Raw genomic sequence first — 22,333 nt, forward strand, 5'->3', positions numbered from 1 at the left:
AACCCTGCCGTGTGCCTCGGCGGGGGGCCCGGCTCACGGACCGCGCCAGACGTTGGCGAAGGCCGTGTTCTCGATGGTCCGCCGCTGGCGTACGGCCTCCAGCTCCATCACCGCTTCGTTGACGGTGGCGACCACGGTCGTCACCGTCTCGTCGTCGAGGCCGGGCTCGTCGTCGCCGGACCGTCCGCCGTCGATGCCCACGGCCGACGCGAGGGCGGCCAGGACGGGTTCCCCCTCCTCCCGGCGGCCGATGGCCCGGCGGCGGCCGGGGGTGTCGACCAGCTCCACGCGCCTGGGGCCGAAGGGCAGCCGGCCGCTCCTCTTCTGTGTGAGCTCGCCGTCCTTCTCCAGAGCGTCCTGGTAGGTGGCCGCGAGGTCCCGGCCGCGGCGCCACAGCCAGTCCTCGATCCGCTCGTGGGGCGGTTGCCGGGTGACCTGTCCGGCGGCCTCGCCGAGAAGCCGGTCGTCAGGCGTCGACGGCCCGCCCGGCACGATGAGGTCGCCGTCCACGGTGACGGTTCCCGCACCGATGAGATCGAGCAGTTCGGCTCCCGCGAGGGCGAGCGACAGGTCGCCCTGCCCCACGGTGTGCTCCGGTACTGGATCCATGGCGATGATGAACAGGTCTTTCGCCGTGGTCATGAACGGCTCCCCTCAGAGGCATCGGCAAGGCGGGCCCCGCCGGCCGCCCCGGCCAGGAGCCGGTTCGGCGGCGGGGCGACTGCTGCGACCAGTATCGCCCCACCCGGGTCGTCCGGACCTGGGCCGGGTGCGGGTCCGGCGTCAGGTGCGAAGAAGTCGATGGCCGTCTCCCGGTGTGATTCCTGGGCTGAGCCGGTGAGCCATGGGAAAACCTCGCACGTCTGCCTGCCCTGCCGGGTCTCCTTCAAGCAGCCCCACGACCGGGCAAGGCAGCGGAACTGTCCGCGCTGTGCGGAGCCGATGATCCACGCGGGATCGGCGCCCTGGTCGCTTTGTGTGGCACCATATATACGCAGTGTCACGATGCTGTCGCCTCGGTGACCCGTGCGTCGGCGCGCCTGCGGAAACACGTTCCCCTGCCCGGCCCCACCCGCGACCGGCCCTGCCCGCCGGGAAGAGGGCCACGGCAACACCCCCGTCACCAGAAGGATTTCACCCATGCGCTTCCGCTCCACTTCTGCCGCCGTTCTCGGCGCCGCTCTGCTGCTCGCCGCCGTTCCCTCCTCCGCCTCGGCCGCCGAGGGGCAGTTCCGCTACGACTACGTGACCGTCGAGGGGTATGAGGCGACCGGCTTCCTGAACAGCCCGCCCAGCGGTGAGTGCGTCAACCTCCCGGGCGTCGGCCTGGCGAACCCCGAGCCCGGACACTCCCCGAAGAACCGCACGGACGCCTGGGCGGAGGTCTTCACGGACGTCGACTGCGAGGGTGCTTCCTTCCCCCTCCGTCCGCACACCGGCGGGGCCTCGGAGCGACTGAAGGTGCGTTCGGTCGTCTTCCACTGACGCGCTGCCGTACACCGAGCCGTCCTGCACGCCTGAATCACCGCTGCACACGCCGCCGCCCGTGACCCCCTGAGGAGTTATGGGCGGCCGGACGTGCTGGGGGCATCATCCTGCGTCAGGTCCCCCAACTGCGCCGGGGGCAGGCCCGGGGCGGCAGCCCGGCGCCTCCGCCCGAACGGCTTCCCGGCCCCGCTCAGCTCTTCCGCTCACCCAGGACACAGAATTCGTTGCCTTCCGGGTCGAGGAGGGTCACCCAGTGCTCCCCGCCCTGCGCGGTGTCGGCGCGCCGGGCACCGAGGGAGAGCAGCCGGTCGACCTCGGCCTCCTGGTCGTCGGGGCGGAAGTCGGGATGGAGCCGGTTCTTCGACGTCTTGCCCTCGGGGACGGGAACGAAGAGCAGCCCCGGCATCCGGTCCGGCTCGGGCCGGATCTCGATGACCTCCTCCGATGCGTCGACCACGACCCAGCCGAGAGCCTCGGCCCACCAGCGCCCGAGAGCGACGGGGTCGGCGGAGTCGACGATGATCTGTTCCCATGCGAGTGCCATGGGTGCGAGCATAAACAGGGTCGGCCGGCTGCCAGGGCCGGGGCCTGGGTGACTGCCGTCGATCGCCGCGCCCCACCCAGGAGGAGCAGCCGCTGTCCCGGGCCAACTCCAGCGCGTGTGGACGGCTACCACGCTCACCGTGACGACGGCGCGGTGTCGTGCGTCCCGGGTACTCGGTGTCAGGCGTTCGTAGGTGGCCGGTGTGCGGTGAGCTCCGCCTTCTGCAGCCAGTCGATGTACCAGCGGGCGAAGGTGACCGGCTTCCCCGCCTGGTCGAGGAGCGGGGCGAGATCGGTGTCATCTGCCCGGCAGTCGGACTAGACGGTGCCGCGGTGGGTGCCACTGGTGATCAACCACTCTCTTTGGGCGCAGCCGAGGTGAGAGAGCACGATGGCGCCGACGGTGCGCTCGGGGGCGAACATCAGGAGTTCCCAGCGTTCGTCCCAGGCCTCGATGGCGTCGTCGAAGTCCTCGATCTCCTCGAACTCCTCTTCCTCCGGGCGCACTGCGAGAAGTGCTTCGAGGTCTTCGGGATCCGGGCCGTGGTCGGGAAACGGCCGGGCGAGCATGGTCGGATCGGCGAGGCCGGCGCCATCTCCTTCCCAGCGCCAGCGGCCCTGTACGCGGCGGACGGGAAAGAGGCCGTATGCGGGGCCCGCGCCGCCCGCTCCCACGGAGGTGAGGAAATTCCGGTAGTCATCCGGCAACCGCACACCTATCTGCTCCTCGAGTGCGGCAAGCCCGTCCTCCGCCAGCGGGTCATCCAGAGCCCACCGGTGCCCGAGCGAGCCGAACACCTTGCTGCTCGCCGCTTGGGTGCCCAACGCCACCACGCGCTGACGTACACCGTTCCACTGCTGATCAACCATGCGGAGACGGTACGGGGAACCAGTGACAGCGGAAGTTGTCGGTGACCACCGCTGTGCCGTCGATCTGGAGGCCCCGGGTCTGTCCGTCCGGGTCGGCGAGGTCGTCGCCCGGATCCGGGGCAGAATGCTCGCCCCGTTCCTGGAGGGGCTCGCCGGCCGACTACCGGTGACCACCTGGTGGGCCCTGGGGGCGCACGGTAACGGGCCCGCTGCCCGCAGCCGATAACCCTTTGCATAAAAGTGCGTCAATGCGTATAGTCATGCCATCGATCAGGAGGGTCACCGATGGTGGTACGAGCAGCAGTGGCAGGGGCGAGCGGCTACGCCGGCGGGGAGTTGCTCCGTCTTCTGCTGGCGCACCCGGACGTCGAGATCGGCGCCCTCACCGGGCACTCCAACGCCGGGCAGACGCTCGGGTCGCTCCAGCCGCATCTTCGGCCGCTGGCCGGCCGGGTGCTGGAGCCCACCACCGCCGAGGTGCTCGCCGGCCACGACGTCGTCTTCCTGGCGCTTCCGCACGGGCAGTCCGCCGCCGTCGCCGAACAGTTGGGGCCGGAGGTCCTCGTCGTGGACATGGGGGCCGACTTCCGGCTGAAGGACGCCGGTGACTGGGAGACGTTCTACGGGTCCCCGCACGCCGGGACCTGGCCCTACGGGCTGCCCGAGCTGCCGGGCGGGCGGTCCGCGCTCGCCGGGACCCGGCGCATCGCCGTGCCCGGGTGCTACCCGACCGCCGTGTCCCTCGCGCTCTTCCCGGCGTACGAGGCCGGCCTCGCCGAGCCGGAGGCCGTGATCGTCGCCGCGTCCGGCACCTCGGGTGCGGGCAAGGCGGCCAAGCCGCATCTGCTCGGATCCGAGGTGATGGGCAACATGACCCCGTACGGTGTCGGCGGCGGGCACCGCCACACGCCCGAGATGATCCAGAACCTCAGCGCCGCCGCCGGCGAGCCGGTCACCGTCTCGTTCACGCCCACCCTCGCGCCCATGCCCCGCGGCATCCTCGCCACGTGCAGCGCGAAGGCGAGGCCCGGCGTGAGTGCCCAGAGCCTGCGCGGGGTGTACGAGAAGGCGTTCGCGGACGAGCCGTTCGTCGACCTGCTGCCCGAGGGGCAGTGGCCCGCCACCGCCGCGGTGCACGGCTCCAACGCCGTACAGGTCCAGGTCGCGTACGACGCGGCGGCCGGGCGGATCATCGTGATCAGCGCCATCGACAACCTCGCCAAGGGCACCGCGGGCGGCGCCCTCCAGAGCATGAACATCGCCCTCGGACTCCCCGAGGACACAGGTCTTTCGACGATCGGAGTGGCACCGTGAGCGTCACGGCAGCACAGGGGTTCGTCGCGGCGGGCATCGCCGCGGGAATCAAGGAGAGCGGCAACCCGGACCTGGCCCTCGTGGTCAACAACGGGCCGCGTCGCGCCGCCGCGGGCGTCTTCACCTCCAACCGCGTCAAGGCCGCCCCGGTGCTCTGGTCGGAGCAGGTGCTCAAGGGCGGCGCGGTTACCGCCGTCGTCCTCAACTCCGGTGGCGCCAACGCCTGCACGGGGCCCCAGGGCTTCCAGGACACCCACGCCACCGCCGAGAAGACCGCGGAAGCGCTGAAGGGCCACAGCGCGGGCGAGATCGCCGTCGCGTCCACCGGGCTCATCGGTCTGCTGCTCCCCATGGACAGGCTGCTCCCCGGCATCGAGCAGGCAGCCGCCGCGCTCAGCGAACACGGCGGTGAGAAGGCCGCCATCGCCATCAAGACCACCGACACCGTGCACAAGACGGCCGTCGCCGGCGGCGAGGGCTGGACCGTCGGCGGCATGGCCAAGGGCGCGGGCATGCTCGCCCCCGGCCTGGCCACCATGCTCGTCGTCCTCACCACCGACGCGGACGTCGAGAGCCCCGCACTGGACGCCGCCCTGCGCGAGGCCACCCGGACCACCTTCGACCGGGTCGACTCCGACGGCTGCATGTCCACCAACGACACCGTGCTGCTGCTGGCCTCCGGCGCCAGCGGCATCACCCCGGAACAGGGCGAGTTCGCCGAAGCCGTACGGGCCGTCTGCGCGGACCTCGCCCGGCAGCTCATCGGCGACGCCGAGGGCGCGTCCAAGGACATCCGGATCGAGGTGATCAACGCGGCCACCGAGGACGACGCCGTCGAGGTCGGCCGGTCCATCGCCCGCAACAACCTCCTCAAGTGCGCCATCCACGGCGAGGACCCCAACTGGGGCCGGGTCCTCTCCGCGATCGGCACCACGCAGGCCGCCTTCGAGCCGGACCGGCTCAACGTCGCCATCAACGACGTCTGGGTCTGCAAGAGCGGCAGCGTGGGCGAGGACCGCGAACTCGTCGACATGCGCTACCGGGAGGTCAGGATCACCGCCGACCTCGCCGCCGGCACCGAGTCGGCCGTCATCTGGGCCAACGACCTCACCGCGGACTACGTCCACGAGAACAGCGCGTACAGCTCATGACCACCGCGCGGAAGCACACCGCACTCCCGAAGGCGCAGATCCTCATCGAGGCGCTGCCCTGGCTGACCCGGCACCACGGCAAGACCGTCGTCATCAAGTTCGGCGGCAACGCCATGATCGACGAGGAGCTGAAGGCCGCGTTCGCCCAGGACGTCGTCTTCCTGCGGCACGCCGGCCTCAAGCCCGTCGTCGTGCACGGCGGCGGCCCGCAGATCAGCGCCCAGCTCGACAAGCAGGGCCTGGTCAGCGAGTTCAAGGCCGGGCTGCGGGTCACCACCCCCGAGGCGATGGACGTCGTCCGGATGGTGCTCGCCGGACAGGTCCAGCGTGAGCTGGTCGGCCTCCTCAACCAGCACGGACCCCTCGCCGTCGGCATGACCGGTGAGGACGCCCACACCATCACCGCCACCCAGCACCGGCCCACCATCGACGGCGAGCTCGTCGACATCGGCCGGGTCGGTGAGATCACCGCCATCGACACCGGGGCCATCCAGGCGCTGCTGGACGACGGCCGCATCCCGGTCATCTCGTCCATCGCCCGCTCCGCCGACGACCACCACGTCTACAACGTCAACGCCGACACCGCGGCCGCCGCACTCGCCGCCGCGCTGAACGCCGAGACGCTGATGGTCCTCACCGACGTCGAGGGGCTCTACGAGGACTGGCCCAACAGCGACGACGTCATCAGCCGGCTCACCGCGAGCCAGCTGGAGAAGCTGCTTCCCGAGCTCTCCAGCGGCATGGTCCCCAAGATGCGGGGCTGTCTGCACGCCGTGCGCAACGGCGTCGAGACCGCCCGCGTCATCGACGGCCGCGTCCAGCACTCGATCCTGCTGGAGATCTTCACCGACGAGGGCATCGGCACGATGGTCGTGCCGGACGCCCCCATCGACGTACACACAGGGCCCGAACAGGGGGAATCATGACCGGCACAGAGGCTGCGGGGCTCACCCGGCGGTGGCAGGGCGCACTGATGGACAACTACGGCACGCCCCGGCTGCCGCTCGTCCGCGGCGAGGGCGCCCACGTGTGGGACGAGGAAGGCACCCGCTATCTGGACTTCGTCGGCGGTATCGCGGTCAACGCCCTCGGCCACGCCCACCCCGCCGTCGTCGAGGCCGTCTCCACTCAGATCGCCTCCCTCGGACACGTGTCGAACCTGTTCATCGCCGAGCCGCCCGTCGCGCTCGCCGAGCGGCTGCTCCAGCTGTTCGGCCGTCAGGGGCGCGTCTTCTTCGCCAACTCCGGCGCGGAGGCCAACGAGGCCGTCTTCAAGATCGGCCGGCTCACCGGGCGGACCCACATGGTCGCCACCGACGGCGGCTTCCACGGCCGGACGATGGGCGCGCTCGCCCTCACCGGCCAGCCCGGGAAGCAGGAGCCCTTCCGCCCGCTGCCCGGTGACGTCACCCACGTTCCGTACGGGGACGCCGCCGCGCTGAAGGCCGCGGTGACCACCGACACCGCACTGGTCATCATCGAGCCGATGCAGGGCGAGAACGGCGTCGTCGTCCCGCCCAAGGGCTATCTGGAGGCCGCCCGGGAGATCACCCGGGCGACCGGCGCCCTGCTCGTCCTGGACGAGGTCCAGACCGGCATCGGCCGCTGCGGCCAGTGGTTCGAGCACCAGGCCCACCAAGGTGTCGAGCCGGACATCGTCACCCTCGCCAAGGGCCTCGGCGGCGGACTGCCGATCGGCGCGACGGTCGCCTTCGGACCGGCGGCCGACCTGCTCAGGCCCGGGCACCACGGCACGACGTTCGGAGGCAACCCGGTCGCCTGCGCCGCCGGACTCGCCGTCATCGACACCCTCGCGGCCGACGGCGTGCTCGCCGACGTCAAGCGGCTCGGGGAGAGGATCCGCGACGGCGTCGAGGCGCTGGGACACCCGCTGGTCTCCCACGTCCGCGGCGCGGGCCTGCTGCTGGGTATCGTGCTCACCGGACCCCTCGCACCGCAGGTGCAGCAGGCGGCCCAGGGAGCCGGCCTCCTGGTGAACGCGCCCGCCCCCGATGTCGTACGGCTCATGCCGCCGCTGATCATCGGTGACGCGGAGGTGGACGCGTTCCTGGAGATCCTGCCGAGCGCTCTCGACGCGGCATACGGGGACGGACGATCCGGAGCATGACCCTCCGGAGAATGAGGCGACGACGATGACCGAGGCGCAGGAATCCGAGCACGGCGGGCCGTCCGTGCCGCAGACCCGCACCGCCCGCCACCGCCGGATCGTGGACATCCTGAACCGGCAGCCGGTCCGCTCGCAGAGCCAGCTGGCCAAGCTCCTCTCCGACGACGGGCTGAGCGTCACCCAGGCGACGCTCTCCCGGGACCTCGACGAGCTGGGCGCGGTGAAGATCCGCAACACCGGCGGCGAGCTGATCTACGCGGTGCCGAGCGAGGGCGGATTCCGCACCCCGCAGGCCCCGCTGGGCGGTTCGGCCAAGGAGGAGCGGATGCGCCGGCTCTCGGCCGAGCTGCTCATCTCGGCGGAGGCCTCGGCCAACCTCGTGGTGCTGCGCACCCCGCCGGGGGCCGCCCAGTTCCTCGCCTCGGCCATCGACCAGGCCGAACTGCACGACATCCTCGGCACGATCGCGGGCGACGACACGCTGATGCTCATCAGCCGCGACCCGAACGGCGGCCAGGCGCTCGCGGACCACCTGCTGAGGCTCGCTCAGAACGACCGCTGAACAGTCCCGTTCAGTAGCGCGTGATCGCGGTCGGACCCGAGGACGTGCCGACCACGATGTGCGGTTCGCGCTCCGGGTCCGCCCAGGCGAGGATCTCGGCCATGGCGTCGGCCGGGACCGAGACGCACCCGGCCGTCGCCCCGCGCCCGTTCACATGCAGGAAGATTCCCGCGCCCCTGCCCCGTACCGGGCGGTCGTAGTTGAAACCGATCACCAGTGCGCGGGCGTACTGCGTGCCGTAGGAGACCAGGTGCTCGGCCTCCGCCGCCCGGCAGTCCGCCGGACGTGGCTCCACCCAGCGGTTGTACGCGCGCGAGTCATTGTCCTGGCACCACCAGGAGTCCTCGGTGACCTCGCGGTAGGGGTACGTCGTGCCGGCCGGGGCGTCCTCGGTGCCGAAGGCGTACGGCAGGTCGTACAGGCCGGTGGGCGTGGTGCTGGTGCCCTGCTCCCGGGTCGCCCCCTCGGCCAGCCCGCCTCCCCCGAACCGGGCGGGCGCCGACCCGGCCTCCGTCCACCGGCCCCCGCGCCTTTCCCACCAGGTCACGGTCCCCGTCGTGGAGCCGGTGTCCGGGGCCTCGGCGATGATCAGCTGGGAGCCGCCGCCCGTGTCCGCGAGCCGGTCCGGCAGGGGCGGGGCATCGGTTCGGCCGGGCCCGGCCCCGAGGGAGCCGGCCAGGGCGAGGAGTACGGCGGCGGTCACCAGTGAGCTGCGCATGCTCCGGACCGTACGGCGGCCGGCGGGCGCGCCCCACCGGGCCTGCTCCGTACGGCCCAGCGGCTCACTCCGGACGGCACGCCCCTCTCCGGAAGGCCCGCTCTCCCGGAGGTGGGCGACGGTCTCGGCGTTGCGCCGCTTGCCGCCTCCGCGCGCCCGTGCGGCCGAACGCACTGCGCTGACCTGCGCTTTTGACAAACCATACGGTGGACTGCATAGTTATGCCCATCAGTGATTGCACCGTAAGGAGAAACCCGTGACCGAGCGCGTCGTTCTCGCCTACTCGGGCGGCCTGGACACCTCCGTCGCCATCGGCTGGATCGCCGAGGAGACGGGCGCCGAGGTCATCGCCGTCGCCGTGGACGTCGGCCAGGGCGGCGAGGACCTGGACGTCATCCGCAAGCGGGCGCTCGCCTGCGGTGCTGTCGAAGCCGAGGTCGCGGACGCGAAGGACGAGTTCGCCGAGGAGTACTGTCTCCCGGCGATCAAGGCCAACGCCCTCTACATGGACCGCTACCCGCTGGTCTCGGCCCTCTCCCGGCCGGCCATCGTCAAGCACCTCGTCGCCGCCGCCCGCAAGCACGACGCCGGGATCGTCGCCCACGGCTGCACCGGCAAGGGCAACGACCAGGTCCGCTTCGAGGCCGGCATCTCCGCACTCGGCCCCGACCTGAAGTGCATCGCCCCGGTCCGTGACTACGCGATGACCCGGGACAAGGCGATCGCCTTCTGCGAGGAGAAGAACCTCCCGATCGCGACCACCAAGAAGTCCCCCTACTCCATCGACCAGAACGTCTTCGGGCGCGCCGTCGAGACGGGCTTCCTGGAGGACATCTGGAACGCGCCGATCGAGGACATCTATGAGTACACCGACAACCCCGCCGTCCAGCGCGAGGCCGACGAGGTCGTCATCTCCTTCAAGGAAGGCGTGCCCGTAGCCATCGACGGCCGGCCCGTCACCGTCCTCCAGGCGATCCAGCAGCTCAACGAGCGGGCCGGCGCGCAGGGCATCGGCCGGATCGACATGGTCGAGGACCGGCTCGTGGGCATCAAGTCCCGCGAGGTGTACGAGGCGCCCGGCGCCATCGCGCTGATCACCGCCCACCAGGAGCTGGAGAACGTCACCGTCGAGCGCGAGCTGGCCCGCTACAAGCGGCAGGTCGAGCAGCGCTGGGGCGAGATGGTCTACGACGGCCTGTGGTTCTCCCCGCTGAAGCGCGCCCTGGACGGCTTCATCAACGAGGCCAACCAGCACGTCACCGGCGACATCCGGATGACCCTGCACGCCGGCCGCGCCGTCGTCACCGGCCGGAAGTCCGAGGAGTCGCTGTACGACTTCAACCTCGCCACCTACGACTCGGGCGACACCTTCGACCAGTCCAAGGCGCAGGGCTTCATCGAGATCTTCGGTCTCTCCTCCAAGATCGCGGCCAAGCGCGATCTGCAGGCATAGCCTGACGCTCACCTCGCCCGACCCTCCCTCGTCGTACAGCCGCCTCCCCGTCGTCACGCGGCAGGGGGGCGGCCACATATCCGCACCCCGGCCTACATTCCGGCCTTTGCCTTCGCCTTTTTGAGGAGCACGCAGTGAGCAGCAACAACGGTGACGTCCGGCTCTGGGGCGCGCGTTTCGCCGACGGACCGGCCGAGGCGCTGGCCAAGCTGTCGGCGTCCGTCCACTTCGACTGGCGGCTCGCGCCGTACGACATCGCCGGCTCCCGAGCCCACGCACGCGTGCTCAACAAGGCGGGCCTGCTCAGCGAGGACGAGCTGACCCGGATGCTCGCCGGGCTCGACCAGCTCGAAGCGGACGTCGCGGACGGCTCCTTCACCGGGACCGTCGCCGACGAGGACGTCCACACCGCGCTGGAGCGCGGACTCCTCGAGCGCCTCGGCGCCGACCTCGGCGGCAAGCTGCGGGCCGGGCGGTCGCGGAACGACCAGATCGCCACGCTCTTCCGGATGTACCTGCGCGACCACGCCCGGACCATCGGCGGCCTGATCGCCGATCTCCAGAGCGCCCTGGTCGGCCTCGCCGAGGCCCACGCGGACGTCGCGATGCCGGGCCGCACCCACCTCCAGCACGCCCAGCCCGTGCTCTTCGCCCACCACGTGCTCGCCCACGTCCAGTCCCTGTCCCGGGACGCCGAGCGGCTGCGCCAGTGGGACGAGCGCACCGCCGTCTCCCCGTACGGCTCCGGGGCGCTCGCCGGATCCTCGCTCGGCCTCGACCCGGAGGCGGTCGCCGCCGACCTCGGGTTCGAGCACGGCTCGGTCGCCAACTCCATCGACGGCACCGCCTCACGGGACTTCGTCGCGGAGTTCGCCTTCATCACCGCGATGATCGGCGTCAACCTCTCCCGGATCGCGGAGGAGGTCATCATCTGGAACACGAAGGAGTTCTCCTTCGTCACCCTCCACGACGCCTTCTCCACCGGCTCCTCGATCATGCCGCAGAAGAAGAACCCGGACATCGCGGAGCTGGCCCGGGGCAAGTCCGGCCGCCTCATCGGCAACCTGACCGGCCTGCTCGCCACGCTCAAGGCGCTCCCGCTCGCGTACAACCGGGACCTCCAGGAGGACAAGGAGCCCGTCTTCGACTCCTGCGACCAGCTGGAGGTCCTGCTCCCCGCCTTCACCGGAATGATGGCCACCCTCACCGTCAACCGCGAGCGCATGGAGGAGCTGGCCCCGGCGGGCTTCTCGCTCGCGACCGACATCGCGGAATGGCTGGTCAAGCAGGGCGTTCCGTTCCGGGTGGCGCACGAGGTGGCCGGCGCCTGCGTCAAGGAGTGCGAGCAGCAGGGCATCGAGCTCGACCAGCTCACCGACGAGCAGTTCGCCAAGATCTCCGAGCACCTGACCCCCGAGGTCCGCACGGTGCTCCAGGTGCGGGGCGCCCTCGCCTCCCGCGACGGCCGGGGCGGAACGGCCCCCTCCGCCGTCGCCGTACAGCTCGCCGAGGTGAAGGAAGACCTGGCCGCCCAGCACGCCTGGGCGACCGCCCGTCAGCGATAACGCCGGTCAGGGGCGCGCGGGAGCCGTGCCGCACCAGATGGGCGAAGGGTGTCGCGGGCCGCGCTCACCGGGGTAGGAGTAACCGAAACCCGACCCCGAGGAGCCCGCGATGCCCTTCGCCGCCCTGGCCGCCGCGACGACCCCGACCGCCCACATCGGGCTGGGCCTTGCCGCCGTCGGGAGGCCCGGCTACATCAATCTCCACCGAGACCGGGACCTGCCCGCCGACCGCGACCCCGACGCGCTGCGCGCCCGCACCCACGAGCTGCTGGACGCCGCCTACGCCCAGGGCGTCCGGTACGTCGACACCGCCCGCTCCTACGGCCGCGCCGAGGAGTTCCTGGGGGAGTGGCTGGACGCCCGGCCCTCCTTCACCGACCTCGTCGTCGGCAGCAAGTGGGGGTACACCTACACCGCCGACTGGGGCGTCGAGGCCGAGGAGCACGAGGTCAAGGACCACAGCCTCGCCACCTTCGAGCGCCAGTACGCCGAGACCCGGGCCCTCCTCGGCGACCGGCTCAGCCTCTACCAGGTCCACTCGGTCACCCCGGACAGCCCGGCGCTCACCGACAAGGAACTGCTCGGCCGGCTCGCCGCCCTGGCCGCGGACGGCGTCACCGTCGGCCTCTCCACCAGCGGGCCCGCCCAGGCCGACGCGATCCGGGCCGCCCTCGCCGTCACGGTCGACGGCGAGCCCCTCTTCCGTACGGTCCAGGCCACCTACAACGCCCTGGAGACCTCGGCCGCCCCCGCGCTCGCCGAGGCCCACGACGCCGGGCTCACCGTGATCGTCAAGGAGGGCATGGCCAACGGGCGCCTCGCCGGGGACGAGGCCCCCGCCGTCTTCCAGGAGATCGCCGCCGCCGCGGGCGTGGGCGGCGACGCGGTCGCCCTCGCGCTGGTCCTGCACCAGCCCTGGGCGGACGTCGTGCTCTCCGGCGCCGCCACGGTGGGCCAGCTCTCGGGCAATCTGCACGCCGCCGTCGTCGACCTGGACGACGAGCAGCGGGCCGGTCTCGACGCCCTGGTCGAGGAGCCGGAGGCCTACTGGCGGCACCGGTCAGGACTGCCCTGGCACTGAGCCCCCCACAGGCCCGGCCGGCCTCAGGCGCTCGTCAGGACGACGAGTTCCCGGGTCGCCCGGGTCATCGCGACATAGCGGTCCACCGCCCCCTCGACGCCCGCGCCGAACCTCTCCGGATCGACGAGGACCACCAGGTCGAACTCCAGGCCCTTCGACAGCTCCGGGGTCAGCGACCGCACGCGGGGCGTCGCCCGGAACGCCGGGTCGCCGATGACACAGGCGATCCCCTCGTCGTGCGCGGCGAGCCACTCGGCGAGCACGGTGCGCAGCTCCCCGACGGGCCCGTACGTGACGGGGATGCCGCTGCCGCGGACGGAGACCGGCACGTTGGCGTCGGGGAGCACGGCCCGGACCACCGGCTCCGCCTCCGCCATGATCTCCTGCGGCGTCCGGTAGTTGATGGTCAGGGAGGCCAGGGTGATCCGGTCGAGTCCGACCCGCTCCAGCCGCTCCTGCCACGACTCGGTGAACCCGTGCCGGGCCTGCGCACGGTCTCCGACGACGGTGAAGCTCCGCGACGGGCACCGCTGGATCAGCATCTGCCACTGGGCGTCGGTCAGTTCCTGCGCCTCGTCCACGACGATGTGCGCGAACGGCCCGGCCAGCAGGTCGGGTTCGGTGCCGCTCGGCCGGTCGGCGGTGGCCAGGGACTCCCGGAGATCCGCCCCGCGCAGCATCACCAGCGCACCCTCGCCGTCCGCGTCCGCGTCGGCCAGGGTCTCGTCGGCGAGCAGACTCTCGACGACCCGGTCCATCTGCTCCCGCTCGGCGGCGGCCGCGGCCTCGTGACGGCGCCTGCGCCGGGACGCCTCCGGGTCGCCGAGCCGCTGCCGTGCCGCGTCCAGGAGAGGCAGGTCGGACACCGTCCAGGCCCCGGCGTCCGGGCGCTGCAACCGCCCGACCTGCTCCGCGGTCAGCCAGGGGGCGCACCTGCGCAGATAGGCGGGTACGGACCAGAGGTCGCCGATCAGGTCGGCCGCCTCGACCAGCGGCCAGGCGCGGTCGAAAAGGGCGAACAGCTCCCGGTTCCGCCGCAGCGAGGCGCGCAGCTGTTCCTCCGGGGCGTCGCCGTCGTGCTTGTCCACGAGGATCGTGACCAGCTCCTCCCAGATCTGGTCCCGCGCCTCGTTGTGGGGTGTGCCCGGGTCCGCCGCCCCGAACGCCGAGGCCCAGTCGGCGGCGCTCAGCCAGATGTCGGACCAGTGCGTCTGGACCCGTACGCCCGTGGCGGGCGGCTCCTCGTAGAACCGGACGGCCGGTTCGATCGCCTTCACCAGCTCCGCCGACGCCTTCAGCCGCGCCACCTCCGGGTCGGTCTCGGCACCCGCCTCCGCTCCCTCGGCGACCAGGTCCCGCAGGGTGCACGTCTGCACGCCCTCCTCCCCGAGGCTGGGCAGGACATCGGCGACGTACCCCAGATAGGGCTCGTGCGGCCCGACGAACAGCACACCACCGCGCCGGTGCCCGAGGCGCGGGTCGGAGTGGAGGAGGTAGGCGGAGCGGTGCAGGGCGACAACGGTCTTCCCGGTGCCGGGCCCGCCGTCGACGACGAGCGCGCCCCGGGAGCCCGCCCGGATGATGGCGTCCTGGTCGGCCTGGATGGTGCCCAGGACATCGCGCATCCGGGCCGACCGGTTGCCGCCCAGACTGGCGATGAACGCCGACTGGTCATCCAGCGCGGCGTGACCGGCGAAGCCCTCCGGTGCGAACACCTCGTCCCAGTAGTCGCTGATCCGGCCGCCGGTCCAGCGGTAGCGGCGGCGGCTCGCCAGGCCCATCGGATCGGCGTGGGTGGCCCCGAAGAACGGCTCGGCGGCGGGGGAGCGCCAGTCGAGCAGCAGTCGGCGGCCCGTGCTGTCGGTCAGCCCGAGCCGTCCCACGTACAGCGGTCCGGAGCCGTCCGCGGCGACCATGTGCCCGAGGCACAGGTCGAGGCCGAACCGACGCAGGGCGCGCAGCCGGCCGGTCAGCCGGTGGATCTCCACGTCCCGGTCCATCGCCTGCCGGCTCGCTCCGCCGGGCGCCCTGCGTTCGGCCGCGAGCCGGTCGGTGAGCTCGGCGATCGACTGTTCCAGGCAGTGGGCGACGGCCGCGAAGTGCTGCTCGTCATCGGCGATCAGCGCAGGGTCGGCCTTGGCGGAGAGGCGGTCGGGGAGGTCGAACGCGCTGGCGGTCAGGGGTGTCACGGCATCGGTTCCGATCTGCGGGGCGCTCGGGGGGCGGTGTACCGTCCCGGCTACGGCCGACGATTCTGCGGCAGATGGGGGGTCTTGCCGCAAGGCCCCCCGTGCGCTATAAGTTAAGAGTGGCAAGGAGTGGTTTCACCTCCGGCCACTTTTTTGTTTCCCGCCTTGCCCCGGCCCGGCCGCCTTGGCTGTCCCCCCTTGCCCTGCCGGCCGCCCTGGCTGGCCCCCTGCCCCGGCCCGGCTCTCCCTCTTGCCTTCCCCCCCTCCCCCCTCTCCTGCTGCCCGCCCGGGCCCCACGATGAGACGATGACGTCTCATGTGGGTTATGGTTGTCTCATGACTCTCGACCGTGAGCAGGTGCTGCGCAGCGCCGCCGCCCTGCTGACCCGCAAATCGACCGCCACGATGGACGAGGTCGCCAGGGCGGCGGGCATCGGCCGGGCCACTCTCCACCGTCACTTCGCCGGGCGCGACGCCCTGGTGAGGGCGCTGGAGAATCTCGGCATTCAGGAGTTCGAGGCGGCCCTGGACGCCGCCCGGCTCGACGAGGACACCTCCGAGGAGGGGCTGCGCCGCCTCATCGCGGCCGTCGAGCCCAGCGCCGGACTGCTGTCCTTCCTCGTCAACGAGAACCAGCTCTTCGAGGGCGACCAGGTCAACGAGGGCTGGAACAGGGCCGACGCCCGCGTCTCCGCCTTCTTCCGCCGCGGCCAGGAGCGCGGCGAGTTCCGTATCGACCTCACCCCCGCCTGGCTGACGGAGGCCCTCTACGGGCTCGTCGGCACCGGCGCCTGGGCCGTCCAGGCGGGGCGGGTCGCCGCACAGGATTTCCAACACATGGTCGTCGAGTTGCTGCTCGGCGGAGCACGCCGGAGCGTAGAGCAATGACCAGCATCGACCAGAACCCGGACACCCCGGACGCCGTACGCCGCCCGGGGCGGTGGATCGCGCTCGCCGTCCTCGTCCTCGCCGTGCTGCTGGTGGCCGTGGACGCGACCGTCCTCGGCCTCGCCACCCCGTTCCTCAGCGAGGACCTCGAACCGACCGGCACCCAGCTGCTCTGGATCGGTGACGTCTACTCCTTCGTCATCGCCGGCCTGCTCGTCTCGATGGGCAGCCTCGGCGACCGCATCGGCCGCAAGAAGCTGCTGCTGGTCGGCGCCGTCGCGTTCGGCGCGGTCTCCGTGCTCAACGCGTACGCGACCACGCCCGAGATGATGATCGTGGCCCGGGCGTTGCTCGGTGTCGCGGGCGCCACCCTGATGCCGTCGACCCTGGCCCTGATCCGCAACCTCTTCCACGACCCGCGCGAGCGCAGCCTCGCCATCGGGATCTGGGGCGCGATGGCCTCGGCGGGCGCGGCCGTCGGTCCGGTCGTCGGCGGGTTCCTGCTCGAACACTTCTGGTGGGGTTCGGTCTTCCTCATCAACCTGCCCGTGATGGCCGTCCTCGTCGTCGTCGGCGTCAAGCTGATCCCGGAGTCCAAGAACCCGGCCCCGGGCCCGTGGGACATGCTCAGCGTCGGGCTCTCCCTGGCCGGCATGATCGGTGTCGTGTACGCCATCAAGGAGGCGGCCGCGCACGGGGTGAGCTGGGAGGCCGGGGCGGCTGCCGTCGTCGGCGTCGGCGCGCTCACCTGGTTCGTCCGCAGGCAACTGCGGCTGCCCGCGCCCCTGCTGGACATGCGCCTCTTCCACCACCGGGGCTTCTCCGGCGCGGTCCTCGCCGACCTGCTGACCATCCTCGGCCTGTCGGGTCTGGTCTTCTTCCTCTCCCAGTTCCTGCAACTGGTGCAGGGCCGTGGACCGCTGGAGGCCGGGCTCGCCGAACTGCCCGCCGCCATCGGCGCGGTGACCGCGGGTCTGCTGGCCGGGTTCGCCGCCCGCCGCTTCTCGGTCCGTTCCGTCGTCTCGGGCGGCCTGGCCGCGGTCGGTATCGCCCTGGGCAGTGTGACGCTGCTCGACCAGAACACCGGGTATCCGCTGCTCGGCTCCATGCTGCTGGTCGTCGGCGTCGGCGCGGGCTTCGCCTTCACCGTCACCGCCGACGTGATCCTCTCCAGCGTCCCGAAGGAGCAGGCGGGCTCCGCGTCCGCCGTCTCCGAGACCGCGTACGAACTGGGCGCGGCCCTCGGTATCGCCCTGCTCGGCTCCATCGTCACCGGCGTCTACCGGGGCTTCCCCACCCCGTCCGGCATCCCCGCCGACGTCGAGTCGGCCGCCCACGAGTCACTGGGCGGCGCGGTCGAGGCCGCCGGGGCCCTGCCCGCCGCCCAGGCCGGGCCGCTGGTCTCGGCGGCCCAGGAGGCGTTCGTCGACGGACTGCGGTCGGCCGCGGGCGTCGGTGCGGCGGTACTGCTGGCGGCCGCGGTCGCGGCCTGGTTCCTGCTGCGGGGCCAGAAGCTGGAGGACGGCGTCGAGCACCCGTAGGGCGCTCGACCGTACGACGGAGGGCCCGCACCCCCACCAAGGGGGCGCGGGCCCTCCGCCGTAGCCGCTCCGCGGGACGGGCTGCCTCCGCCGAAACCGTCGTACGAGGTCAGGCCGCCTTCGCCTTCGTCGCGTACATGTCCACGTACTCCTGGCCGGACAGCCGCATCACCTCGGCCATCACCGAGTCGGTCACCGCCCGCAGCACATAGCGGTCGCGGTCCATGCCCTCGTAGCGCGAGAACTCCATCGGCTCACCGAAGCGCACCGTGACCTTGCCCGGCCGGGGCAGACCCGCGCCGCCCGGCTGGAGCTTGTCGGTCCCGATCATCGCGAACGGGATCACCGGCGCGCCCGTCATCAGTGTCAGCCGCGCGATGCCCGTACGGCCCCGGTAGAGCCGGCCGTCGGGGGAACGGGTGCCCTCGGGGTAGATCGCGAAGGCCTGCCCCTCCTCCAGCACCCGGCGCCCGGTCATCAGCGCCGCGACCCCGCCCCGGCCGCCGTCCCGGTCCACCGGGATCATGCCGCAGCCGGTGAAGAACCAGGCCATCAGCTTGCCCTTGAGGCCCTTGCCCGTGACGTACTCGTCCTTGCCGATGTAGAACACCGGCCGGTCGCAGCAGATCGGCATGATCATCGAGTCGATGAACGTGAGGTGATTGCCCGCGAGGATCACCGGCCCGGTCCCGGGAATGTTCTCGACGCCTTCCACCTGTGGGCGGAACATCAGGCGCAGAATCGGTCCGAGCACTGCCTTGATGACCGTGAGACGGGACAACGGTTCCTCCGGTGTCGTGGCCTGGCCGGCCGCGATGGAATGGGTCGTACGGGCGGTGGCCGGTGCCGACGGGTGATGGTCGGTGCAGGTGAGGACGATACTCGCGGGTATGCGCTGATCGCACATCGGGTTCACGAAGCGGATACGCGGTGTTGACGTGTGTTTCCGCCATGTTGGCCGACGGTCTGCCCTTTCGTACACCTCCCAGCCTACGATCAGGCCTCGCTCGACCGGTCCCGGACATCATCAAGCGAGGAGCATTCATGACGGAGCGTGCGCGGAAGACCCCTGGCCGGCGGAGCCTCCTGGGCGCCGCGGTCCTCGGTACCGCGGCCCTGGGCCTGCCCGCCACCGCCCAGGCGGCCGAGCGGGGCCGCGGCCACGGCGGCGGCCACGGATCGCTGCGCGATCTGCCCGTGCCGACGGTCATCGGCCACCGCGGGGCCAGCGGCTACCGCCCCGAGCACACCCTCGGCTCCTACCAGCTGGCCCTCGACATGGGTGCGCACATCATCGAGCAGGACCTCGTGCCGACCAAGGACGGCCACCTCGTCTGCCGCCACGAGAACGACATCACCGCCACCACCGACGTCGCCGACCACCCCGAGTTCGCCGGCCGCAGGACGACCAAGAGCATCGACGGCGTCTCCCTGACCGGCTGGTTCACCGAGGACTTCACCCTCGCCGAGCTGAAGACCCTGCGGGCCAAGGAGCGCATCCCGCGCAATCGACCGGACAACACCCTCTACGACGGCCGCTGGACGGTCCCCACCTTCGAGGAGGTGCTGCGCTGGGCGGAGCAGGAGGGCCGCAAGCGCTCCCAGCCGGTCTGGCTGTACGTGGAGACCAAGCACCCCACCTACTTCCGCAAGCTGGGCCTCGGCCTGGAGGAGCCGCTCGCCCGGCTGCTGCGCCGCTACGGCCGGGACCGCAGGAACTCCGCGCTCATCCTCCAGTCCTTCGAGCCCGGCTCGGTCCAGCGCCTCGCGCGCCTCGTCGACACCCCGCGCATCGTCCTGCTCTCCGGCCCGAAGGAGCGCCCCTGGGACTTCGTCGAGTCGGGCGACCCGCGCACCGTCGCCGACCTGGTGACCCCCGCCGGGCTGAAGTGGATGGCCTCCTTCGCCCAGGGCATCGGCCCCACCCTCGACCTCGTCATCCCCAAGGACGCCTCGGGACGGCTCACCACCCCGACCACGCTGGTACGGGACGCGCACGCCAAGGGCCTGCGGCTGCACCCGTACACGCTGCGCAACGAGAACAGCTTCCTGCCCGCCGACTTCCGGCGCGGCACCGACCCCAACGCCTACGGTGACGTGTTCGGCGCCTGCGCCGCCTACCTCGCCACCGGCATCGACGGCATCTTCGCCGACCATCCGGACACGGCGCTGCTCGCGGCGGCGGACCACGCCGGGCGCTGACCCGGTACGGAGGCGGGCGCGGCGCACCACTCGTACACGGGGTGCGCCGTCAGCCCGCCCGCCCCGGCGTCCCCCGGTCGAGTGGTGGAACGCTGCCCGGGCAACCGGCGGCCCTCACGGCACGTCCGCCGGGGCATGACGCTTCCCGATCACGACCCCGGCCCGGCCGCTGCCACCGCCCTCGTCGTCCGTGCCTTACAGCCCCTGGTGCGCGCGGAGGCGAGGGCCGAGGCCCCGGCCGCCGGGCTCGACCCCGCCGACCTCGAACAGAGCGTCTGGGTGCGGCTGCTGGAGCGCCCGGCCGCCGCTGGACCACCCGCCGACGCGGCCCGCTGGGTGCGCGACACCGTACGAGGCGAGGCCCGCCGGGGACGCCGCGCGGCCCGGCGGGAACGCCCGTACGCCGGAACGGAGCCCGCCGCCGGGCCGGCCGACTGTCCGGAACGCGTCGCCCTCGGGGCCGCCGAACGCCGGGCGTTGCGCTCCGCGATGGCCCGGCTGCCCGGGCACTGCCCCCGGCTGCTGGAGGCGATGCTCGCGCCCAGCGACCCGACCTACCGGGAAATCGCAGGGGAGTTGGGTATGTCACAGGGGAGCTTGGGCCCGATCCGTTCCCGTTGCCTTGGATGTCTGCGCAGAATGCTGGCTGCGGAGGTTGTAGCTCCTTCCGTGCGGGAAGGGAGCGGTAGGCAACCGGCGAACAGGTGAGCGGGAGGCGTGCACACATGGGCATGAGCGTGACCATCTCGGCGGCGACGGCACAGGACGTCGAGCAGATCTTCAGACTTCAGTACCTCTGCTTCCAGCGCGAGGCGGAGCTGTACGACAACTACCGGATCGACCCGCTCGTCCAGACCCTCGAATCCCTGCGCTCCGAAGTCGCCGACGACCTGGTGTTCGTGGCCCGGCTCGGGGACGAGGTCGTCGGCTCGGTCCGAGGGGGCACCGACCCGGACGGCACGGGCCTCATCGGCAAGCTCTGCGTCCACCCCCGGCTCCAGGGCCACGGCCTCGGGGCCAGGCTGCTGCTCGCCGCCGAGTCGGCGCTCTCCGCCGAGCGGGCGGCGACCCGCTTCCGGCTGCACAGCGGACACCGCAGCGAGGGCAATCTGCGGCTCTACCGGCGGGCCGGATACGCCCAGGTCGGGGCCGTCACCGGAGCCGACGGCGTCCGGATGGTCCTGCTGGAGAAGAACGCGGCCGACCGGGACTACGTGGCCAGCGCCTGACCGTGCGCCGCGCGCGGCGGGGCCGGAGGGGCGTCGCTACACCGCGACCGTCTTCGCGCGGCGCAGCCAGATCATCCCGGTGACCGGCAGGATCACCGGGATGAAGAGGTAACCCATCCCGAAGTCCGACCACACCGTCGAGTCCGGGAAGGCGGCCGGCTCGACCAGCGTCCACGCGCCGACGACCAGCACACCGAGCAGCTCCGCGGCACAGCACACCAGCGCCGCCCGGCGGGCCTTCTCGCCGCCGCGCACCAGCGAGTACGTGATGAAGCCGTACACCAGGGCCGCGACGGCCGAGAGCGCGTACGCCAACGGCGCCCGGTCGAAGCCCCGGGCCATCTCGACGATCGTCCGCGAGGCCGCCGCCACCGTGAACACCCCGTAGAACCAGACCAGGACCCGGCCGGGACCGGTGCCCAGTTCGAAGGACGGCTTCGGGGCCCTGGCCACCTCGGGGCGGTCGGTGTCGCTCACGTCAGTTTCCCCAGATGTCATAGAGCCGGACCTCCAGAACCGCCAGCACGACCGCGCCCGCCGCGACCGTGACCGAACCCCAGCGGGTCCGCTCGGTCAACGACAGGAATCCGGCCGCGGGCACGGCGGCGAACGAACCGATCAGATAGGCGATGAACACCGCCATTCCCTGCTCCGGCCGCTCCCCGCGCGCCAGCTGCACGACGCCCACGACCAACTGGGCCAACGCCAGCACGGAGACGACCGCCATCCCGATGAAATGCCAGTCCTTCGTCGGCTGGTCCCGGTAGGCGGCATGTCCGCACCAGGCGGCGAGGGCGAGCGCGGTCACGGCGACCGCGACCGTCAGGGCGTCAAGCATGGGTCGAGGGTATTACGGACGGAACGCCCGCCCGCGTGCGCCCCCGGCCACCACCCGGGCGGCCACCGCACCGGGGCCCGCATCGTGGCCTTGGCCACAACCGGTGGCCAAGGTTCCGCTCCCCGGCCGCCCGGTCACCCCTGGACCCGCCCCTGCGATCACCCTGTCGTCGCAGGTCACAGCCGTGCGCCGCGCGCCTTCCGGCGTAACCGGAAGGTCGGCATCCGGCCATCCAGCACCGTCCGCTATGCGGACAGCCGGGATCGCGGAGACCTCACGTCTGTTTTACTTGGCCCATGACCACGACGAGCAGCCGCACCCTTGCGACCGAGGCGATCAGCACGCCCGGTGCTCGTTGTATGTGTCGAATGCGCGCCTTCTGAGGGCCCCCGCCTGAGCCTCGCGCCCCGAAGCGAGACCGAGCCTGCGCCGTCCGCACCCTGCGGAACGAGCGCGCCCGCGCATGAGCTGCCCCCCGGCCGACCGCCGCGTACAGCCATGCCGAGACACCCGGCCGACCAGCCCGAAGAGTCTCTTCAGACGAATGCCCCGTGCCCGGCGGACACCGCGCCG

General features: G+C 71.9%; 23 protein-coding genes and 1 pseudogene. 16 read left to right on the forward strand and 8 right to left on the reverse strand.

All coding sequences use genetic code 11. From position 1 onward, the window contains the following. Positions 1-33: 33 nt before the first annotated feature. Entirely contained in the window at positions 34-642 is a 609-nt protein-coding gene (locus ACH4KB_RS21140; RefSeq protein ID WP_398067414.1) for a GPP34 family phosphoprotein, read from the reverse strand. 195 nt (positions 643-837) lie between these two features. Here ACH4KB_RS21140 and ACH4KB_RS21145 point away from each other — a divergent pair. Together ACH4KB_RS21145 and ACH4KB_RS21150 are read left to right on the forward strand one after the other, a co-directional pair. Continuing rightward, positions 838-963, forward strand: a pseudogene (locus ACH4KB_RS21145) (deoxyxylulose-5-phosphate synthase); the annotation flags it as partial. A gap of 177 nt (positions 964-1,140) precedes the next feature. Continuing rightward, a complete protein-coding gene (locus tag ACH4KB_RS21150) occupies positions 1,141-1,485 on the forward strand; it encodes a hypothetical protein (RefSeq protein WP_398067416.1) in 345 nt (114 codons plus the stop codon). A 193-nt stretch (positions 1,486-1,678) separates the two neighbouring features. Here the strand turns inward: ACH4KB_RS21150 and ACH4KB_RS21155 are convergent, their stop codons facing one another. Together ACH4KB_RS21155 and ACH4KB_RS21160 are read right to left on the reverse strand one after the other, a co-directional pair. Continuing rightward, positions 1,679-2,032: a VOC family protein gene (locus ACH4KB_RS21155; RefSeq protein WP_398067417.1), complete on the reverse strand. Its 354-nt coding sequence runs from the start codon at positions 2,030-2,032 to the stop codon at positions 1,679-1,681. A gap of 317 nt (positions 2,033-2,349) precedes the next feature. Continuing rightward, positions 2,350-2,901 (reverse strand): SMI1/KNR4 family protein, encoded by a 552-nt coding sequence (locus ACH4KB_RS21160; protein ID WP_398067418.1) that lies wholly within the window; start codon positions 2,899-2,901, stop codon positions 2,350-2,352. Positions 2,902-2,923: 22 nt separating this feature from the next. Between ACH4KB_RS21160 and ACH4KB_RS21165 the strand changes: the two genes are divergently transcribed. The 6 genes from ACH4KB_RS21165 to ACH4KB_RS21190 are packed head-to-tail and all read left to right on the forward strand — an operon-like array spanning position 2,924 to position 8,056. Next, entirely contained in the window at positions 2,924-3,127 is a 204-nt protein-coding gene (locus tag ACH4KB_RS21165) for a hypothetical protein (RefSeq protein WP_398067419.1), read from the forward strand. Between the two features lie 59 nt (positions 3,128-3,186). Continuing rightward, positions 3,187-4,215 (forward strand): N-acetyl-gamma-glutamyl-phosphate reductase, encoded by a 1,029-nt coding sequence (argC, locus tag ACH4KB_RS21170; protein WP_398067420.1) that lies wholly within the window; start codon positions 3,187-3,189, stop codon positions 4,213-4,215. Continuing rightward, positions 4,212-5,366, forward strand: coding sequence for a bifunctional glutamate N-acetyltransferase/amino-acid acetyltransferase ArgJ (gene argJ, locus ACH4KB_RS21175; RefSeq protein WP_398067421.1), 1,155 nt, complete (start codon positions 4,212-4,214; stop codon positions 5,364-5,366). The genes argC and argJ overlap by 4 nt, the downstream gene beginning before the upstream one ends. Further along, positions 5,363-6,292 (forward strand): acetylglutamate kinase, encoded by a 930-nt coding sequence (gene argB, locus ACH4KB_RS21180; protein ID WP_398067423.1) that lies wholly within the window; start codon positions 5,363-5,365, stop codon positions 6,290-6,292. Before argJ ends, argB begins: the two co-directional genes overlap by 4 nt. Then, positions 6,289-7,494: an acetylornithine transaminase gene (locus ACH4KB_RS21185; RefSeq protein ID WP_398067424.1), complete on the forward strand. Its 1,206-nt coding sequence runs from the start codon at positions 6,289-6,291 to the stop codon at positions 7,492-7,494. Before argB ends, ACH4KB_RS21185 begins: the two co-directional genes overlap by 4 nt. A gap of 25 nt (positions 7,495-7,519) precedes the next feature. After that, positions 7,520-8,056, forward strand: coding sequence for an arginine repressor (locus tag ACH4KB_RS21190; protein WP_398067425.1), 537 nt, complete (start codon positions 7,520-7,522; stop codon positions 8,054-8,056). A 10-nt stretch (positions 8,057-8,066) separates the two neighbouring features. On the opposite strand, the gene ACH4KB_RS21195 is transcribed toward ACH4KB_RS21190, so the two are convergent. Beyond that, on the reverse strand, positions 8,067-8,774 hold the full coding sequence (locus tag ACH4KB_RS21195) for a L,D-transpeptidase (protein WP_398067426.1): 708 nt from the start codon (positions 8,772-8,774) through the stop codon (positions 8,067-8,069). A 256-nt stretch (positions 8,775-9,030) separates the two neighbouring features. Here ACH4KB_RS21195 and ACH4KB_RS21200 point away from each other — a divergent pair, with 256 nt between their 5' ends. From ACH4KB_RS21200 to ACH4KB_RS21210, 3 genes are all read left to right on the forward strand, one after another. Next, positions 9,031-10,227 (forward strand): argininosuccinate synthase, encoded by a 1,197-nt coding sequence (locus tag ACH4KB_RS21200; RefSeq protein WP_398067427.1) that lies wholly within the window; start codon positions 9,031-9,033, stop codon positions 10,225-10,227. A 134-nt stretch (positions 10,228-10,361) separates the two neighbouring features. Continuing rightward, positions 10,362-11,792, forward strand: coding sequence for an argininosuccinate lyase (gene argH / locus ACH4KB_RS21205; RefSeq protein ID WP_398067428.1), 1,431 nt, complete (start codon positions 10,362-10,364; stop codon positions 11,790-11,792). A gap of 109 nt (positions 11,793-11,901) precedes the next feature. Then, positions 11,902-12,873: an aldo/keto reductase gene (locus ACH4KB_RS21210; RefSeq protein WP_398067429.1), complete on the forward strand. Its 972-nt coding sequence runs from the start codon at positions 11,902-11,904 to the stop codon at positions 12,871-12,873. A gap of 23 nt (positions 12,874-12,896) precedes the next feature. On the opposite strand, the gene helR is transcribed toward ACH4KB_RS21210, so the two are convergent. Next, positions 12,897-15,062, reverse strand: coding sequence for an RNA polymerase recycling motor ATPase HelR (gene helR, locus ACH4KB_RS21215; protein ID WP_398067430.1), 2,166 nt, complete (start codon positions 15,060-15,062; stop codon positions 12,897-12,899). Between the two features lie 336 nt (positions 15,063-15,398). Between helR and ACH4KB_RS21220 the strand changes: the two genes are divergently transcribed. Both ACH4KB_RS21220 and ACH4KB_RS21225 read left to right on the forward strand, forming a co-directional pair. Further along, positions 15,399-15,950, forward strand: coding sequence for a TetR/AcrR family transcriptional regulator (locus ACH4KB_RS21220; protein ID WP_398067432.1), 552 nt, complete (start codon positions 15,399-15,401; stop codon positions 15,948-15,950). After that, a complete protein-coding gene (locus ACH4KB_RS21225; RefSeq protein WP_398067433.1) occupies positions 15,947-17,491 on the forward strand; it encodes an MFS transporter in 1,545 nt (514 codons plus the stop codon). Before ACH4KB_RS21220 ends, ACH4KB_RS21225 begins: the two co-directional genes overlap by 4 nt. A 109-nt stretch (positions 17,492-17,600) precedes the next feature. On the opposite strand, the gene ACH4KB_RS21230 is transcribed toward ACH4KB_RS21225, so the two are convergent. After that, complete coding sequence (locus ACH4KB_RS21230) at positions 17,601-18,272, reverse strand: 1-acyl-sn-glycerol-3-phosphate acyltransferase (protein WP_050359578.1); 672 nt, start codon at positions 18,270-18,272, stop codon at positions 17,601-17,603. A gap of 263 nt (positions 18,273-18,535) precedes the next feature. Between ACH4KB_RS21230 and ACH4KB_RS21235 the strand changes: the two genes are divergently transcribed. The 3 genes from ACH4KB_RS21235 to ACH4KB_RS21245 all read left to right on the forward strand — a co-directional run bounded on the left by ACH4KB_RS21235 (position 18,536) and on the right by ACH4KB_RS21245 (position 20,922). Then, on the forward strand, positions 18,536-19,693 hold the full coding sequence (locus ACH4KB_RS21235; RefSeq protein ID WP_398067435.1) for a glycerophosphodiester phosphodiesterase: 1,158 nt from the start codon (positions 18,536-18,538) through the stop codon (positions 19,691-19,693). 135 nt (positions 19,694-19,828) lie between these two features. After that, positions 19,829-20,401: a sigma-70 family RNA polymerase sigma factor gene (locus tag ACH4KB_RS21240; RefSeq protein ID WP_398067436.1), complete on the forward strand. Its 573-nt coding sequence runs from the start codon at positions 19,829-19,831 to the stop codon at positions 20,399-20,401. A 17-nt stretch (positions 20,402-20,418) separates the two neighbouring features. Next, positions 20,419-20,922: a GNAT family N-acetyltransferase gene (locus tag ACH4KB_RS21245; RefSeq protein WP_398067437.1), complete on the forward strand. Its 504-nt coding sequence runs from the start codon at positions 20,419-20,421 to the stop codon at positions 20,920-20,922. Between the two features lie 36 nt (positions 20,923-20,958). Here the strand turns inward: ACH4KB_RS21245 and ACH4KB_RS21250 are convergent, their stop codons facing one another. Together ACH4KB_RS21250 and ACH4KB_RS21255 are read right to left on the reverse strand one after the other, a co-directional pair. Beyond that, positions 20,959-21,399, reverse strand: a complete 441-nt coding sequence (locus ACH4KB_RS21250) for a hypothetical protein (protein ID WP_398067438.1) — start codon at positions 21,397-21,399, stop codon at positions 20,959-20,961. 1 nt (position 21,400) lies between these two features. Continuing rightward, positions 21,401-21,760: a hypothetical protein gene (locus ACH4KB_RS21255; protein WP_003970287.1), complete on the reverse strand. Its 360-nt coding sequence runs from the start codon at positions 21,758-21,760 to the stop codon at positions 21,401-21,403. Positions 21,761-22,333 lie beyond the last annotated feature (573 nt).

Source organism: Streptomyces sp. NPDC017520, from assembly GCF_044329855.1.
GTDB lineage: Bacteria > Actinomycetota > Actinomycetes > Streptomycetales > Streptomycetaceae > Streptomyces.

Excerpts from the sequence above, each read along its gene's own strand:
- ACH4KB_RS21140 (WP_398067414.1), bottom strand. The coding sequence starts at position 642 with ATGACCACGGCGAAAGACCTGTTCATCATCGCCATGGATCCAGTACCG.
- ACH4KB_RS21150 (WP_398067416.1), top strand. The coding sequence starts at position 1,141 with ATGCGCTTCCGCTCCACTTCTGCCGCCGTTCTCGGCGCCGCTCTGCTG.
- ACH4KB_RS21155 (WP_398067417.1), bottom strand. The coding sequence starts at position 2,032 with ATGGCACTCGCATGGGAACAGATCATCGTCGACTCCGCCGACCCCGTC.
- ACH4KB_RS21160 (WP_398067418.1), bottom strand. The coding sequence starts at position 2,901 with ATGGTTGATCAGCAGTGGAACGGTGTACGTCAGCGCGTGGTGGCGTTG.
- argC (WP_398067420.1), top strand. The coding sequence starts at position 3,187 with ATGGTGGTACGAGCAGCAGTGGCAGGGGCGAGCGGCTACGCCGGCGGG.
- argB (WP_398067423.1), top strand. The coding sequence starts at position 5,363 with ATGACCACCGCGCGGAAGCACACCGCACTCCCGAAGGCGCAGATCCTC.
- ACH4KB_RS21185 (WP_398067424.1), top strand. The coding sequence starts at position 6,289 with ATGACCGGCACAGAGGCTGCGGGGCTCACCCGGCGGTGGCAGGGCGCA.
- ACH4KB_RS21190 (WP_398067425.1), top strand. The coding sequence starts at position 7,520 with ATGACCGAGGCGCAGGAATCCGAGCACGGCGGGCCGTCCGTGCCGCAG.
- ACH4KB_RS21195 (WP_398067426.1), bottom strand. The coding sequence starts at position 8,774 with ATGCGCAGCTCACTGGTGACCGCCGCCGTACTCCTCGCCCTGGCCGGC.
- ACH4KB_RS21210 (WP_398067429.1), top strand. The coding sequence starts at position 11,902 with ATGCCCTTCGCCGCCCTGGCCGCCGCGACGACCCCGACCGCCCACATC.
- ACH4KB_RS21220 (WP_398067432.1), top strand. The coding sequence starts at position 15,399 with ATGACTCTCGACCGTGAGCAGGTGCTGCGCAGCGCCGCCGCCCTGCTG.
- ACH4KB_RS21225 (WP_398067433.1), top strand. The coding sequence starts at position 15,947 with ATGACCAGCATCGACCAGAACCCGGACACCCCGGACGCCGTACGCCGC.
- ACH4KB_RS21235 (WP_398067435.1), top strand. The coding sequence starts at position 18,536 with ATGACGGAGCGTGCGCGGAAGACCCCTGGCCGGCGGAGCCTCCTGGGC.
- ACH4KB_RS21240 (WP_398067436.1), top strand. The coding sequence starts at position 19,829 with ATGACGCTTCCCGATCACGACCCCGGCCCGGCCGCTGCCACCGCCCTC.
- ACH4KB_RS21245 (WP_398067437.1), top strand. The coding sequence starts at position 20,419 with ATGGGCATGAGCGTGACCATCTCGGCGGCGACGGCACAGGACGTCGAG.
- ACH4KB_RS21255 (WP_003970287.1), bottom strand. The coding sequence starts at position 21,760 with ATGCTTGACGCCCTGACGGTCGCGGTCGCCGTGACCGCGCTCGCCCTC.